The sequence below is a fragment of the Pandoraea sp. ISTKB genome (assembly GCF_001721285.1).
GTDB lineage: Bacteria > Pseudomonadota > Gammaproteobacteria > Burkholderiales > Burkholderiaceae > Pandoraea > Pandoraea capi.
On sequence record NZ_MAOS01000061.1, the window covers coordinates 54,811 to 70,593 of the forward strand.

General features: G+C 65.7%; 6 protein-coding genes. All 6 read right to left on the reverse strand.

Going from position 1 to position 15,783, the window contains the following annotated elements; translation table 11 throughout:
* Nucleotide 1 precedes the first annotated feature (1 nt).
* The 6 genes from A9762_RS22030 to A9762_RS22055 all read right to left on the reverse strand — a co-directional run bounded on the left by A9762_RS22030 (nt 2) and on the right by A9762_RS22055 (nt 15,204).
* Nucleotides 2–346 carry a DUF4148 domain-containing protein gene (locus A9762_RS22030; RefSeq protein ID WP_069344239.1) on the reverse strand — a complete coding sequence of 115 codons (345 nt, stop codon included), beginning with the start codon at nt 344–346 and terminating at the stop codon, nt 2–4.
* 206 nt (nt 347–552) lie between these two features.
* Complete coding sequence (locus A9762_RS22035; RefSeq protein WP_069344129.1) at nt 553–2,667, reverse strand: HlyD family efflux transporter periplasmic adaptor subunit; 2,115 nt, start codon at nt 2,665–2,667, stop codon at nt 553–555.
* A gap of 25 nt (nt 2,668–2,692) precedes the next feature.
* Nucleotides 2,693–4,144 (reverse strand): efflux RND transporter periplasmic adaptor subunit, encoded by a 1,452-nt coding sequence (locus A9762_RS22040; protein WP_069344130.1) that lies wholly within the window; start codon nt 4,142–4,144, stop codon nt 2,693–2,695.
* Between the two features lie 4 nt (nt 4,145–4,148).
* Nucleotides 4,149–5,006 carry an efflux RND transporter periplasmic adaptor subunit gene (locus A9762_RS22045; protein WP_069344131.1) on the reverse strand — a complete coding sequence of 286 codons (858 nt, stop codon included), beginning with the start codon at nt 5,004–5,006 and terminating at the stop codon, nt 4,149–4,151.
* On the reverse strand, nt 5,003–6,445 hold the full coding sequence (locus A9762_RS22050) for a TolC family protein (RefSeq protein ID WP_371443209.1): 1,443 nt from the start codon (nt 6,443–6,445) through the stop codon (nt 5,003–5,005). The genes A9762_RS22045 and A9762_RS22050 overlap by 4 nt, the downstream gene beginning before the upstream one ends.
* Before the next feature lie 200 nt (nt 6,446–6,645).
* On the reverse strand, nt 6,646–15,204 hold the full coding sequence (locus tag A9762_RS22055) for a DUF4347 domain-containing protein (protein WP_069344133.1): 8,559 nt from the start codon (nt 15,202–15,204) through the stop codon (nt 6,646–6,648).
* Between the last annotated feature and the right edge of the window lie 579 nt (nt 15,205–15,783).

Consider the following 15,783-nt stretch of genomic DNA (forward strand, 5'->3'; position numbering starts at 1 on the left):
ATCAGCTACCGGCGTAAAGCGAGTGGCCGTTGGCGGGGTTGGTCGGTTGATTGCCGGTGCTGATGCCCGTGCCAACGCCGGTTTCGATCGCGGCGCTCGTGACCTGGGCGTTGCCCGACTGAGCGTCCTGTTTTGCAACGATTGCCTCGGCGCGCTGGATATTGGCGGGGTAATCGTCGTCGCCGCCAAACGGTTGATAGCCCGCCTTTTCGAGACGCACGAGATCCGCCTGAACCTGAGCGCGCGTGAGCGGCGCGTTACTGGCGCTCACCGATTGAGCGAAGGCCGAGAGCGGTGCGGCCAGTGCGCAGGAAACAACAAGCAGTGTGGAGAAGCGTACTTTCATCATATTCACCTTAGGGTCGGAGGCCTCTGCACCCGGAACCGGGGCAGTTCGGCCAGCCTTCGACAATGTCGCGAAGGGTGAAGCCATTCTGCGCGTTGGCTTCTGACCCGAAAGTGACCCGATGATTACCGTTTTGTAATTTCCTGGACGTGGTTGGGGGCGACCGACCCATTCGCCAAAAAGCCTAGCGTGCCCCTCTGCGCCCCTCAAAACCCCACTTCCCGTTGCAACACCGCGGCGACGAAGCGAACGCCTTCTACCGCGAAGCTCTGACGTCCGGCGCCGAGGTGAGCGGTGCCGGTAATCTCGCGTCCGAGCCCGTTGCCGCCGCTGCATTGCCCGAACCGGACTTGCCACGTCGCTGTGAGGGGCACCAGCTGGCGCGTCTTCGCGTTCTGTTCGGCGGGAATAGGGCCGCCGTAGGGACTGGCGACCGACGGCGCGTCGAGTGTTGCCACGTTGACCTTGTCGATCGCATCGATCGTGCAATGACGCGCCGCCAACTCCAGCAGACTCCCGACGAAGGTGGCAGATTGCCCGGCCTGCAACCGCGCCACGTCGTCCTCGCCGACATAGGCATCCCCCTTTACGCCGCCGGGCGCAATGAGGTCGTAGATCCGTTCGCCGCGTGGCAGCCACGTGCCCGCCGCCTGTGCGTCGTCGTTGGCCTGTACCGTCCCCTCAAAGGGCGCGGTGATGGTCAATTGCGCAATCTGGGCCTGTAATCCGGCAACTGTCTGTCGGGCCGACTCCCATCGACGGGCGAGCGCCGTGCCTTGCTTTTGCAGCCGGTCGTCGAACGACTGTTGCTCGACTTCCCATCGCAGCATCGCTTCGTTTGTCGTTGCCGAGGCCAACTGTGCTTCGAGATCCGGCGATACCAGCACCGCGAGCGTCTCGCCTGCGCGCACATGCTGCCCGTCGCGCGCCGGGGGCGGCGTGTCGGCGACATACCCCGGGGCAACGGTGTAGAGCCCTTGCGCGCGCTGCGGTGCGAGCACCGCCGGCGCGCTCACCCCGGCATGCCAGGGCAGCACGAAGACCCCGAGGAGCACCGCCGCGAGCACTGCCGAGCGACGCGTTTCCCGGCACCAGCGCAATTCGTCGCGCCGCTGCCACGTCGCCTGCGCCTCGCGCCACACCGGGCGCATGATGAACCAGCCGAACTCAACGCAGAACAGCAACATGCCGAGCAGCTTGAAGAACGCGTGATACACCACCAGCGCGATCGACATGAACACCACCAGCCGGTAAAGCCACGTGGCGAACGAGAACGCGATCAGGAAGCGTCGCCGCGAGGCGGGGCAGGGCTCGGGTTGCGGATCGCCGAAACCGAACAGCCGCTCGCGTAGCCACCAGCGACCCAACGCGAACGCGCGGTCGTGCAGGTTCGGCATGTCGAGCCAGTCGGAGAGCAGGAAGTAGCCGTCGAACCGCATGAACGGACTCGCGTTGATCGCCAGCGTTGCCACCCAGGTCGTGGTCGCGAGCATGAACGCCCCGGCACGCAGCGGTCCATCGGGCAACAGGCTCCACGCCAGCGTCGCGAAGGCGGCGAGCGCGACTTCGCTCAACATGCCTGCGGCGCCGATCCAGAGCCGCGCACGACGCCCCGGCACCTTCCAGGCTTCGGTCGTGTCGGTATAGAGCACCGGGAGCATCACGAGCAGCGCAATGCCCATCGTGGGCACGCGACAGCCATAGCGCTGCGCCGTGAACGCATGCGCGAACTCGTGCAGGATCTTCGCGAAACCGAGCGCAATCCCCACGCCGATCAAGCCGCGCCAGTCGCTGTAGTTATGGAACGTATGGACGAACTCGTCCCAGTGACGCGACACCAGAATCAGTCCGATCAGCGCGACGAGCGCTACGACGACCCACGATACCGGCCGAAAGGCGAACCGCACATAGCGTTCGGCCGCGCGCAGGAACGGCATCGGATGCCAGAGCGGAATCCGGATCATCAGATAGTGTTTGAGCAGCCACATCGTGCGCGAGGTCTGCTGCGCGGCGTCGTGATGTTCAAGTCGTGCCGTGTCGGTGGCGTTCGACGACACCAACAGATTCTGGTGACGCAGCATGCGCACCAGCGCCTCGAAATCGGCGAGCGTCGCGGTGAGTGTCGTTTCACGATTGACACCCTCGACGATCGCGCGCGCGTCGTCGAGCGGCCAGCGCGCAAGCAGCTCGAACGCCAGCCAGCCGATCTGGAAGAACCGGTTTGCCGCCGGGTCGTGAAGCATCCACGTCGGGGCGCCATCGGGCGTGGCGGCCCCGGGAGTCAGGGTGAGCTCCTGACGGAGCTGCGGTAGTCGGACCATGAGTCGAATCGAAGGGCGCGAGGAATTACCAGCCCAGCCACTGACGCGCGAGCGTCAACGGGCGGCGCAGCACATAGTAAATGGCGGGGACCCACGGACCGCGAATCCGCGCTGTGCCCATCGCACCGAGCGGGGCCTGCTGTGCGCTCTTCCCGTCGACATCGAAGCTGGCGCGCACGCGATACGCCAGCACGCCCTCCGGCGTAGGTTCGGCGCGCCACGCGATGGAGTCGATCCGTGCGTCGTAGCTGGTAAGCGGCGAGCTCTTGGGATAGAGCGTGAGCACCGCGCCGGGCTGCACGTCGATGTTGTCGGCGACCGGTAGCCAGGCCGTGACCTCGACATGCGCGGGGTCGGCCAGCACCAGAATCTTCTCGCCGACGGCCACCGCCTTGCCAGTCCACTCGTTCGGGTCGCTGAACACGGCCACGCCGGCGCGCGTCGCGTTGACGCTCACGCGCGCGAGCTGCCGCGCCGTGAAATCGAGCTCTGCGCGACTCTGATCGAGCTTGCCGCGTCGCTCGGCCATGTCCAGACGCGTGCGGTCGTCGGTCACGGCAAGCTGCGCCGTCTGACGAAACTCTTCCTGCGCCGCATCGAAGTTCGTGCGGGCCACGGCGTAGCGCGACTGCAAGGTGGTGGCGTCCAGACCGAGCAACGCGGTGCCGGCTTTCACCGGCTCATTCGGCTTCACATACAGATGGTCGATGACGCCGTCGAGCGGCGCACGCACCACGAACGGATCTTTCGGCGTGACTTCCGCCGGCGCCAGCACCGTCAGACGCATCGGTATCAGGCAGATGGCGACGACGGCGATCAGCACGCGGCGCTGCAACTTGCCGGGACGCAGCACGGCCCGCGCGCGATCGAGCCAGCGCGCACGCGGCGAGAAGGCTTCGAGCGCATGCGCCCACACTTGCCCGAGTTCGCTCAGCAGGGCGAGATCGGTGGCGCTCCATGGCGTTTCGCGCGCGAAGACGATACCCCCGGCGGGATGTCCACCGCGATAGGCCAGCGGCAGCCAGGCGCCGTGGGCCGGCCACCACTCGGCCCATTCCGCCGCAATGTGCGGTTCCTCTGCTGCGACGTCGTCCGCCGTGAAGACACGGACTTTGGACTGTGCCGGCAGTACCGCCGCGTCGCGACCTTCCACGTGCGCGGCGGCATCCTTCGGCGGGACCTCGGGCAACCCTTTGGCGAGGATCTTGCACAGCGCCCCGAGCCATTGCACGTAGGGCGCGTTCGGATCGCTTTGCGGCAGGCCGGAGACGGCCGCCACGTGACCCGGCGTGTCGCCCCGCCACCACGCCGCCTGCCGGAAGGGCACGAGGGCCAGCGTCTCGTTGACGATCGTGAAGCCGAGTGTCGTCTCGCTCGTGGCCGCGCGCGCCCGGATCGAGAGTTGCCACAACAGCGCGAGCTGCTGGCCGTCGATCCGGATTTGCTGGGCGTCTTCGGCCATTTGGGTCTGCGTCATGCCGTCACCGCGCGAAGGTCGCCCAGCCGCTCATGCCCGGCAATAGCTCGGGCGCACTGCCGTTGAGGGCGGCCGTCACGTCGACGGTCTGCGTGACGGGATCGACACGCGCGCCAACGCGTACGACCTTGGCCGGATACGTCTTGCCCACTTCATCGACCTGCACGCTGAGCGCATGGCCGGTTCTGAGCCAGCCGAGCCATTTCGACGGCACGATCATCTTCAGTTCGAGATGACTGGTGTCGACGATGGTCAGCAGCGGCTTTCCCGGCTCCGCGAATTGCTGCGGTGCGGCGCTGCGCTTCGAGACTCGGCCGTCGAACGGGGCTGCAATCGAGCACTTGCGCACGGTTGCCTGCATGTAGGCGACGTCGGCCGCCGTCGACTTCTGCTTCGCCTGTGCCTGCTGAACCTCCAGATCACCGATGGAGCGCAACGCCTGGAGCTTGCGGTTCGTCTCGAGCAGTTCGCGCGCGCCATCGGCATCGGCTTGCGCCTTGCGCAACTGCGCGCTGAAGAGCGAACAGTCGAGCGTGACGAGCGTCTGGCCCGCACGGAAGGCATCGCCGTCACGGAACGGCAACGACGCGATCTTCGCGGCGACCTCGCTCGACACGTCCACCTGATCGCGCGAGACGAGCTGGATACGGATGCGCGAATCGTTGCTGTCGGCTGCCGTGGCGGGTACGGCTGGCGACGCTGCTGACGGCGCGGCCGGCGCGTTGCTGGCCGGGAGGCCGGGGACCGATCGCGCCGGGGGGGACGCGACCGGTGCGGCCTGCGGGGATGCCGCCGAAGCGGCATGCGTTGCAACGAGCAGCGTGACGGCAAGCGCTGCCCGGTGAGTCACGAACCACGTCATTTCTGCACGGCTCCCGTCGGCAAGGCTGCCGCAGCGGCAATGGTCGGGCCCGGCTGGGCGAGTGCGGCGGCCTGAACGCCATGCACCGCGATATCGTCCCAGCGCTTCTGTTCCTCGCCGATCGATTGGGTCAGCGACGCGATGTCGTTGCCGTTGAGCTTGGCCGGCACCGGATCGAGGCCCAGCGTGGCCAGCATCTGACCGTAAGCGCTCTCGAGTTCCCCGTAGCTCTGATAGAGGCGCAGCTCGGACATCATTGCCGCCGTTGCCACGCGGATTTCTTCAAGCTTGCCCTTCGCGTTGGTCACCGTGGCGTTGTGCGTCTGTTCGAGGATCTGCTGGTCGACGTCATTGAGGCGCTTGAACAGGTCGAACTGACGCGTCTTGGCGCCGAGTTCGCTGCGCGCGACGTGTACCTGCGTGAGCACGGCCATGCTCAGCGCCATGCGCTGCATCTTCGCGACGTCGAGCTGCGCCTGCGCCGTGCCGCGAATGTTGCCTGCATTGAGCAGGTTCAGCAGGTTCCAGCTCACGCTGATACCGGCCGAGCGCCACGCGTTGTACACGAGGAAGCTGTTGCTGTCGTAATGCGCACCGACGCTCAGTTCGATGCCCGGCAACAGTTTGGCGATCGCCTTGTGCGTTTCGTTGACGCTGATCCGCTCGTTGTAGCTCGCTTCGACGAGTTCCGGGCGACGCTGCAAGGCCATGTCCTCCATGGCGGGCATGGCCATGTCGAAGTTCGGCACACGGAACGTATCGGTCGCGGCGAGCGAGAAGTCGCGCCCCGGCTCCAGGTTCATGAGCGAGGCCAGACGGGGCTTGGCGACTTCGAGTTGATCGCGCACGGCTTCGAGCTGACGCATCAGATCGAGCAGCGAGCGCTGATAGTTGAGCGTTTCGACCGGCGAGCGCAGGCCTTGTGCCTGCGTGGCGCGCGAGTCGTCGAGTGCGCTTTGCGCCTCGGCGAGCAGCGGCCCGATACGGTCGCGCAGGCGCTGCGCGCCGACGGCTTGCCAGTAGGCTTCGCGCACCTGCTGCATCATCAACTGCACGACCTTGCGGCGGCGCTGTTCGAGCACCAGCAGGTGATCGGCCTGTTCCTTCGCTTCGAAGTAGCTCACGCCGAAGTCGAGAATGTTCCAGGACAGATTCAGATCGGCAGTGCGCGCGTTCTTGTCGGTCGAGAACGACGGCACCAGCGATTGCTCACGCGTATAGAAACCTTCGGAGGAGGACGCCAGATCGTGGTTGCGGTTCGTGTAGCCGGCGGCGGCCGTCAGCTTCGGGAGCAGGTCGAAGTTCGACAGGTCGAGCTGACGCTGCGCGAGCGCCTCTTCCATCATCTTCAGACGATGGTCGAGGTTGTAGCGAATCGCGCGGGCCATCGCTTCGTCCAGCGTGATCGGACCGGTGACCGGCTGCTGATCCGCAAACATGGTGGTTCGGTCGGCTTGTGCCGTTGCCGCACGTTCGGCATCGGTGAACGGCACAGGCTTGATCGCGCAGCCGGACAACGACACGATGGCGAGCGCAACCGCGAGCAGGGCGGGGCGCGGCAGGCGTCCCTTGATCGGCTTGTTTTTCACTTCGACGGGTCTCTTTTTAAGTTGAGCGAGTTGAGTCTGGAAAGCTGGGATCACGAGCGGTCTCCCGTGGCAGCGTGCGAGTCGCCGGGGGCTGTCGCGACGTGGAGCGCCGCATGCGCGTTGGCGAACTGCGCAGCGAGCGACGCCTTCGCGGGCGGCAGCGCGGCGTGCGGTCGGGCGGCCGGTGTTGCCGGGGCTGCCGGCGCGTTCGGTGCATTCGGTGCGCGCTGAGCGGGCGCATCGAAGTGCAGCGTCACCTCACGACGCGACAGATTGCCGGCCGCGTCGCGCACGAGCAGCGTCACCTGCATGGCGCGAATGCCGGCCGGCGGCGTGCCCGTGAGCACGTCGTGCTCCACGTCGTAATGCAACCATTGCGGCAGCGGTCCGCCATCGGCCAGCGTGATCGCCACCTGCGTGGCGGCGGCATCGCCGCTGCGTGTGGAAGACGGGGTCTGCACCAGCGGCGTCATCGAGAGCACGAAGGCCTGCCCCGGCTGACGTGCGGGACTGACATCGGCGGCGGGCAGCGTGCGTGCAATCGCGGGCGCTGGCACATCCTGCGTACCCGGCGGAACGATGGAGTCCAGCGCGCTCACATGCGTGTCGCCGAGCGACGCATCGCTTGCCCCGTGTGCAGCGAACGTAAAGGTCGTCCGCGGGGGAATGGCGCCGAATTGGGCAGGCGTGTCGAGGGCGCCGTTCACGATGATCGGATTCGAGACACCGTCACTGTGACCGTTGACGTCCGGGACGATCAGCGGATTGTTCCGTCCGAAGACAATCGGCTGCGGCTGCACGTTGGGCACGTCGAAATGATTCGGCGGCGTCAGCGGCAGGATCGGCGTGCCGACCGGGCTTTGTCCGGCGTTGATTTGCAGCGTGCGTGAAACTGGAGCGCTACTGGCGGTGCCGTCGCCGAGCACGAAGGTCAGCGTCCGGGCGCCGCTCTTGCTTTCGTTTTGCGTGTCGCGATACGTAATGGCCTGAATGGCGGCTTGCCATTGAGCAAGCGTTGCGGTGCCGCTTGCCGAGCTGAGCGTCATCACGCCGTGCGCGGCGTCGTAGGTCGCCGTGATATCGCCCGTCGCCGCGCTGGCGGCAAAGCTCAGCACGTCGTGCACCGGATCGAAGCCCGCGCCGATCGAGACCGTCGCCGACGTCGGCGGCGTGTCGTTCCGGTCGGTCAGCGTAATGCCCGTGCCGATGGCGACGCTCGACGTCGCCTTGCCGTCGGCCGTGTAGCTCAGGGTCGAGCCGTCCGTGCCGACAATCGGCGTCTGGTGCGTTGCCGTGACGCTCACGTCGCGGGTGACCGCGAGGCTGGACTTGGTCCCGTCGTTCACCGAGAAGCTGACGGTACGTGTCGCCGTGTCGGGCAAGACTGCCGTATCGGTGTAGGTCACCGAGCGCAACGCCGCCTGCCACTGGGCGAGCGTGGCGCTTGCACCGGTCGAGGTCAGCGTGAGCGTGCCGGTGGCGGCATCGTAACTGGCGGCGATGTTGCCCATCGACGCACCGTCGTTGACGAAGCCGAGCACGTCTTCGCCGGCATGGAAACCGCTGCCGATCTGGAACGTTGCCGAGGCCAGCGTAGCGTTGTCGAGGTCCGAGATGACGATGCCGCTATCGACGGCCACCGGTGTAGAGACAACGTTGTCGCCCGCCACGAACGGTGCGGCGCCGGTGCTGCTGCTGGTGAGGAGCGGCGTCTGATCGGTCGCGGTGATGGCGATGTCGCGCGAGTAGATGGGGCTGGACTTGGTGCCGTCGCTGACCGCAAAGTCGATGGAGCGTGTGGCCGTGGCCGGTGAGATCGCCGTGTCGATGTAGGTGACGGAACTCAAGGCGGCCTGCCACTGCGCAAGCGTGGCGCTCGCGCCGGCCGAGGTCAGGGTGAGCGTGCCGGTGGCCGCGTTGTAGCTGGCGGTGATGTTGCCCATCGTCAGCCCGTCATTGGTGAATCCGAGCACGTCCTCGCCGGCGTGGAAGCCGCTGCCGACCTGCACGGTGGCTGAGGCCAGCGTGCCGTTATCGAGGTCCGACAGAATGATGCCGTTGTCGACCGTGATCGGCGTCGAGCTGCCGTTGTCCGCCGAGACGAACGAGACCGATCCTGAGTTGACGGAGCCAACAAGCGGTGTCTGATCGGTATCCGCGACCGTGATGTCGCGGCTCAACGCGATGCTGGACTTCGTACCGTCGTTGATCGCGAAGCTGATGGTGCGGGTCGACGTATCGGGCGTGATGGCCGAGTCGGTGTAGGTCACGGCGCGCAGCGCGGCCTGCCACTGCGCGAGCGTGGCGCTGGCACCGTTTGACGTCAGCGTGAGCGTGCCGGTGGCGGCATCGTAGCTGGCGCTGATGTTGCCCATCGTGCCGTCGTTGATGAAGCCGAGGATGTCTTCGCCCGCATGGAAGCCCGCCCCGATCTGGAACGTGGCCGAGGCCAGCGTGCCGTTGTCGAGATCAGACACGACGATGCCGCTATCGATTGCCACCGGCGTGGAGGTGACGTTGTCGCCTGCCGTGAACGGCACCGAGCCGGTGCTGCTGGTCGTGAGGATCGGTGTCTGGTCGGTCGCTGTGATGGTCACATCGCGCGAGAACACGGTGCTCGACTTGGTACCGTCGTTGACCGAGAAGCCGATGGTGCGGGTGGCCGTATCGGGCGTGACGGCCGTATCGGTATAGGTCACCGAGGTCAGCGCGGCTTGCCACTGCGTGATCGTGGCGCTGGCGTTAGCCGAGGTCAGCGTGAGCGTGCCGGTGGCGGGGTCGTAACTGGCGGTGATGTTGCCCATCGTGCCGTCGTTGACGAAGGAGAGTACGTCTTCGCCTGCATGGAAGCCCGCTCCGATCTGCACGGTTGCCGACGCGAACGTGCCGCTGTCGAGGTCCGACAGGGTAATGCCGTTGTCGACGACAACTGGCGTCGACGGCGCATTGTCGGCGGCGACGAACGACGCCGAACCGGTGTTGCTGGAGCCTACGACCGGTGACTGGTCGCTGTCGGCCACCGTGATGTTGCGCGTCAGTGCGGCGCTCGATTTCGTGCCGTCGCTGATGCTGTAGCTGATGGTGCGGGTGGTGGTGTCGGGCGTGACGGCCGTATCGGTGTACGTCACGGCACGCAGCGCGTTCTGCCATTGCTGGAGCGTGGCGCTGGCGTTGGCCGAGATCAGCGTGAGCACACCGGTGGAGGGGTCGTAGGTGGCGCTGATGTTGCCCATCGTGCCGTCGTTGACGAAGCCGAGCACGTCCTCGCCGAGCTGGAAGCCCGCGCCGATCTGGAACGTCGCCGAGGCCAGCGTGCCGTTGTCGAGATCGGACACGATGGCGTTGGAGTCGACCGCCACCGGCGTCGAGATCGCGTTGTCGCCGGCCGTGAACGGCACTGAGCCGGTACTGATAGTTCCCAGGACCGGCGTCTGGTCGGTATCGGTGACCATGATGTTGCGCGTGTACGCGGTGCTGTTCTTGGTGCCGTCGCTGACCGTGAAGTCGATGGTGCGGGTGCTGGTGTCGGGCGTGACGGCCAGGTCGGTGTAGGTCACGGCGCGCAGCGCGGCCTGCCACTGTGCGAGCGTGGCGCTGGCGGTGGCCGACGTCAGCGTCAGCGTGCCGGTGTTGGCGTCGTAGCTGCCGATGATGTTGCCCATCGTGTGGCCGTCGTTGACGAACGACAGCACGTCCTCGCCGAACTGGAAGCCCGCGCCGATCTGCACGGTGGCCGATGCCAGCGTGGTGTTGTCTACATCGAGCAGCGCGATGCCGTTGTCGATCACGACCGGCGTCGAGATATTGTTGTCGGCCGCGATGAACGACACGCTGCCGGTGCTGCTGGTGGAGATCAGCGGCGTCTGGTCGGTGGCCGCCACCGTGATGGTGCGCTCCAGCGTGTTGCTGACCTGCGCGCCCGCGCTGAGCGTGATGTCGATGGTGCGCGTGGCGGTGTTCGGCGTGATGGCCGTATCGGAATAGACAACCGAGCGCAGCGCGGACTGCCATTGGGCAAGGGTGGCCGTGCCGCTCGACGACGTCAACACCATCACGCCGGTCAGCGTGTTGTAGACGCCGCTGATGTCACCCATCGTCGAGCCGTCGTTGGTGAAGTTGAGCACGTCCTCGCTGGTATGGAGGTTGCCTGAGATCGAGATGATGGCCGTGTCCACCACGTTGCCGAGCGGATCGGCAACCGAAATGTTGGTGTCGATCGCCACCGGCATGGAGGGGACGTTGTCGCCGGCCGTGAAGCTGACGCTGCCGCTGCTCGAAGTGGACAGCGCCGGTGCGGAACTGATCACGTCGATCGTGTATGACGCCGGCGTGCTGGTCTTGACGCCGTCGCTGATGGTGATCGAGATCCCGCGCGCGCCGAGCGGCGCGTTGCTGCCGGTCTGGAACTGCAGGTTGTCGAGCAGGCTCTGCCACTGGGCGAGCGTGCCGCCGGTGGAGGTGATCGTCAAGGTGCCGGTGGAAGCGTCGTAGCTCGGGCTGATACCGTTGGTCGGAATCTGTCCCAGGCCGCTGAAGGACAGCACGTCGCCGAGCTCGAAGCCCGAGGTGATCTGCACCGTGATCGTCAGCGAGACCAGTGCGGACGGGCTGCCGATGTTCAGGTCGGTCAGCGCGAGACTGCCGTCGATCGTCGTCGCCGAGTTGCCCGGCAGGAAGTCTTGACTGGTCGACGACCCGGTCGTCAGGACCGGCGTCTGGTGCGTGGCGACGATGCTGAGCGACTTCGTTCCGGTGACGCTCGTCTTGGTGCCGTCGTTGACGGCGAACGAGATGGTGCGTGTCGTGCCGGTCGGCACGGCGGCAAGGTCGGAGTAGGTCACCGAGCGCAGCGCTGCGACCCACTGCGCGGTGGTCGACGCACCGGCCGAGGTCAGCGTGAGCTTACCGTTGCTGGCGTCGAAGCTCGCAGTGATGTCGCCGAACGAACCGCCTAGCGACAGCACATCTTCGCCCGATACGTAGTTGCCGGTGATCTGCACGGTGGCTGACGCCATCGTGGCGCTGTCGCTGTCGGTCAGCGTGAGACCGGTGTCGATGGCCACCGGCGTGGACGGCGCGTTGTCGGCCGAAGTGAAGGTGGTCGTGCCGCCGCTGTTGTCGAGCAGCGGCGTCTGGTCGGTCAGCACCACGTCCACGGTGCGGATCCAGCCGGTGCTGGTCTTGGTGCCGTCGCTGATCGCGAAGCTGATGAGGCGCGGTGTAGTGTCCGGCACCGCCGATGCGTTCTGATACTGAATCGAGCGCAGCGCGGCCTGCCATTGCGCGACCGTAGCGGTGGAGTTCTGCGAGGTCAGGATCATCACGCCGTTCGAGTACGAACTGGAGATGTTGCCCATCGTCGTGGGGTTCGGGACGAACAGCAGCTCGTCGCTGGCGTTAGGGTTGCTGATCGTGACGGTGGCGGAGGTGAGCGTGCCGTTGTCGCTGTCGGACACCACGATGCCGCTGTCCACCGTGACCGGCGTCGAGCTGGTGTTATCGCCCTGCGTGAACGTGACGGTGCCGCTTGAGCCGATGATGAGCGGCGTCTGGTCGGTATCGGTCACGTTGACCAGATCCGTCACGACGGTGCTGGTCTTGACGCCGTCGCTGATGCTGAACGTGACAGTGCGCTGCAGGGTTGACGGCGTGATGGCGGTGGACGTGTACGTGACGGCGCGCAGTGCCGCCTGCCATTGCGCGAGCGTGGCGGTGCCGGTGGGCGAGATCAGCGTGAGCACGTTGTTCGAGACGCTCGCCTGGATGTCGCCGTACAGCACCGTGTTGTCGTTGCTGAACGTCAGGAAATCGGTGGACTGGTAATTGCCGGTGATTGTGACAGTGGCCGTGTGCAGCGGGCCGCCGTCGGCATCGGCCACAGTGATGGTGTTGTCGACCACCACCGGCGTGGAGTTGAGGTTGTCGCCCGCCACGAAGCTGGCGGTTTGGCCGCCGCCGCCGATCACCGGCGTCTGGTCGGTGTCGGTCACGCTGATGTTGCGAGTCGCCGCCGGGCTGATCAGGGTGCCGTCGTTGATCCGGAATGTGAGCACGCGCGTCGCGTTTGACGGCACGACCAGGTCGTTGGTGAAGGTGACGGAGCGCAGCGCGGCCTGCCATTGCGCGAAGGTGGCCAGGCCGCTCTGCGAGGTCAGCGTGAGCAGGCCGGTACTGGTGTTGTAGGTGGCGGTGATGTCACCCATCGTCGCCGGGTTGTCGTTGAACACCAGCTGGTCGTGATTGACCTGGAAGTTGCTGGTGATCTGGACCGTGGCGCTGGTGAGCGTGGTGCTGGTGCCGTCCGAGATCGTGACGCCTGCGTCGACCACCACCGGCGTCGAAGGGGCGTTGTCGCCGGTCACGAACGAGGCCGAGCCGCCGTCGGTGACCACTTTCGGGCCGACCGTCACGACCACGCTGTGATGCAACGCCGCGCTGCTCTTGGCGCCGTCGTTGACCGAGAAAGTGATGTCGCGTGTGCCGCCCGTCGTGCCGCTGGAAGAGGCGAAGGTCACGGCGTCCAGTGCGGCTTGCCATTGCGCAGCCGTCGCGGCGCCACTGCCCGAGAACATCGACAGCGCATGCGTGCTCGGGTTGAAGCTGGCCTGGATGTCGCCGTACAGCGTCGCGTTGTCGTTGGTGAAGCCGAGCGAATCGCCGGTCACGAAGCCGCTGGCGATGGTGACGGTGCCGGTCGCCAGCGTGGAATTGTCCGCATCGCTGACGTGGATGTTCGCGTCGACCGCAGTCGCTGCCGAGCCCGCGAGGTAATTGGTGCTGGCCGCGCCGCCTTCGGTCACTACCGGCGTCTGATCGGTCGCCGTGATGACCATGTTACGGGTGGCGACGTTGCTGACGAAGGTGCCGTCGTTGAACGAGAACGAGATGGTGCGCGTGGTGGTTGACAGGTTGGGCGAGGTCAGCGAGCTGGAGAACGTCACCGATTCGAGCGCGGCCTGCCACTGAGCGATGGTCGCGGTGCCGGCGCCGGTGCTGAGCGTCAGCGTGCCGGTGGTCGGATCGTAGCTGCTGGTGATGCCGTTCTGTGCCGTGAAGTTGAGTACGTCGCCGGTCACGAAGTTCGTGATCTGAACGGTCGCGGTCTTCGCGGTACTTGATCCGCCGTCGCTGAGCGTGATGCCCGGATCGACCGGCACGGGGGCGCCGCCTGTACCGGCGCCGTTATCTGCTGAGCTCCATACGGCGTTGCCGCTGCTGGTGGTGACGGCAGGGCCGGTGTCCTGATAGGTCAGGTTGTCGAGCGACGGCTCGAACGCGCCGGGGTCGTTCTGGTCGATCAGCGAGAACGAGACGATGTTGTTGAAGGCGCTGCCGAGCTGACTCGACACGGTGGCGCCGGGGAAACCGCCCACGGCGGCCGTGGCGAGCTGGATCAGTCCGCTTGACGTGCCGTTGGCGTAGTGCGCCTGAATGTAGAGATCGCCGTTGAACGAACTCAGATCGAAGCTTTGCAGGTTAAAGGTGTGGCCGTTAGCGAGCGAAATGGTGACGTTGCTCATGGCCGAGCCGCCGTCGGCATTGATCTCGAGCACACCATCGGTCGACGAATCGGTAATGTCGGTCGGGCCGTTCGGCGAGTTACTGTCGTTGTACGCGAAGGTGTTAGCGGCCTGATCGAACGTGTAGACGATATTGTTAAGCGTGAATTGCGACGATCCGAGCGCCTGGAAGTTGTTGTTTGCGGCTGTATCGTAGGTTTCTACGGTCACGCCAAGCAATTCGTTGAACTGCGCTTCGGCGCTCGCCGACTCGTTCAACGCGCTATGGACCTTGCCGGCCTGATATTCGAGCGTCCAGTTACCGCCGAGGGACGCCGCACCGGTGGCGTCGGTCGACGCGGCGACGTTCAGATGCGTAATGCCGGCAATTTTCTGTACCAGCGCCTGCCCGTCGGCCAACTGCGCGACATCGCAACCGTAAATCAGGAAGTCGCCGCCCGGCTTCATTGCCGCACCGATCTGCGCGAGATCCGCGGTGTAGGTCGACAGGCTCGACGCCGTCAGCCATGCCGAGCCCGCCTGAATGGCGCCGTCGGTGCCGTGCGAGATCAGCGCGATCGAGCCGACGTTGTGGTGCGTCTGAAGGTATTGCGCGATCTGTGCGAAGCCATCGGTGTTGGCGTCGAGCATGACGTATTGCGTGCCGGCGGGCAGGCCGGTAATCAGCGTCTGATAGTTCGCCACGCTCGGATCGATGAAGACGACCTCGGTCTGCTGCGGCGCTTGCGCGGCGCTTCCCGTATCGGCTGTCTTGGCGTCGGCGTGCGGCTTGTCCTGCGCATTGGGGGCCGCCGAGGGTGTATCGGTGGACGTCTTCGCCGGACGCGACGCACTGCGGTCCGGCGGTGCATTCTCAGTCGCGTTGCCCGACGTGCGCGCGGAGGACGTATCCGTATGCGACTCTCCCGTGCCGTGGTTTTCGGCGTGCGCGTGCTCGTGTGCGTGCGATTGGGCGGCGACGGCAGCTACCGACGCGTCGTAGACCACGCGCGGTTCAAGCGCGAGCAGCAACGGCGAATCCGCCACGCGCGGACCGGGGCGGTCGGCACTCTGCGCTTGGCGCGCGAACCATTGTTTGATGATCTTCATGGCAATGCTCTCCTTGCAGTCGCCTGCCCCAGCTAACCAGTGATGGGTATCGGAATGGGGATGCGTCGCTGTGCGACGGAAATGCTGTGACGGTGTCGGTCGGGTGCGTGCTTTCAGGCGCGCGAAAGCGGACGCTGCCCTGCGAAAGTCGCAGAGGCGCCATCACTTTCCGGGCGTTTCGGTAGCCAACAGGCCGATGACATTTGCCGGGTGAACCGGCTCGTCGATACGGTGCGCCGAAGGGGGTGAGTCGGCCCTGTCGTCGGTCGGCGAGACGATGGGCATTTGTCCGGGCGCGGCACATCGCCCGTCATATTGGGTAGAACTAACACGTTGCGTTTCCCCAGGCCTTGGCCCTGACGCCCATTCGTTCGCACACGCTGGACTTGTGGTCGCGTGAGCCAGGCGTTTTTTCGTTATGTCGTCGGGCCGCGGCCGGTTCCCCCCGTATCGCGCCCTAACCCCGATTGCAAACGCAGCTTCAACTGCGTTTTTTCTTGTTTCGGAATGGATGTTTTGCTAGTAAAAACAGTCCGAAAACTTTCTTAACTTCGACAGCTTTTTGTGTGCGCTAACTTA

What these genes read in the sequence shown, in the direction of transcription:
- A9762_RS22045 (WP_069344131.1), bottom strand. Translation starts at nt 5,006, where the DNA reads ATGACGTGGTTCGTGACTCACCGGGCAGCGCTTGCCGTCACGCTGCTC.
- A9762_RS22050 (WP_371443209.1), bottom strand. Translation starts at nt 6,445, where the DNA reads ATGTTTGCGGATCAGCAGCCGGTCACCGGTCCGATCACGCTGGACGAA.
- A9762_RS22040 (WP_069344130.1), bottom strand. Translation starts at nt 4,144, where the DNA reads ATGACGCAGACCCAAATGGCCGAAGACGCCCAGCAAATCCGGATCGAC.
- A9762_RS22035 (WP_069344129.1), bottom strand. Translation starts at nt 2,667, where the DNA reads ATGGTCCGACTACCGCAGCTCCGTCAGGAGCTCACCCTGACTCCCGGG.
- A9762_RS22055 (WP_069344133.1), bottom strand. Translation starts at nt 15,204, where the DNA reads ATGAAGATCATCAAACAATGGTTCGCGCGCCAAGCGCAGAGTGCCGAC.
- A9762_RS22030 (WP_069344239.1), bottom strand. Translation starts at nt 346, where the DNA reads ATGAAAGTACGCTTCTCCACACTGCTTGTTGTTTCCTGCGCACTGGCC.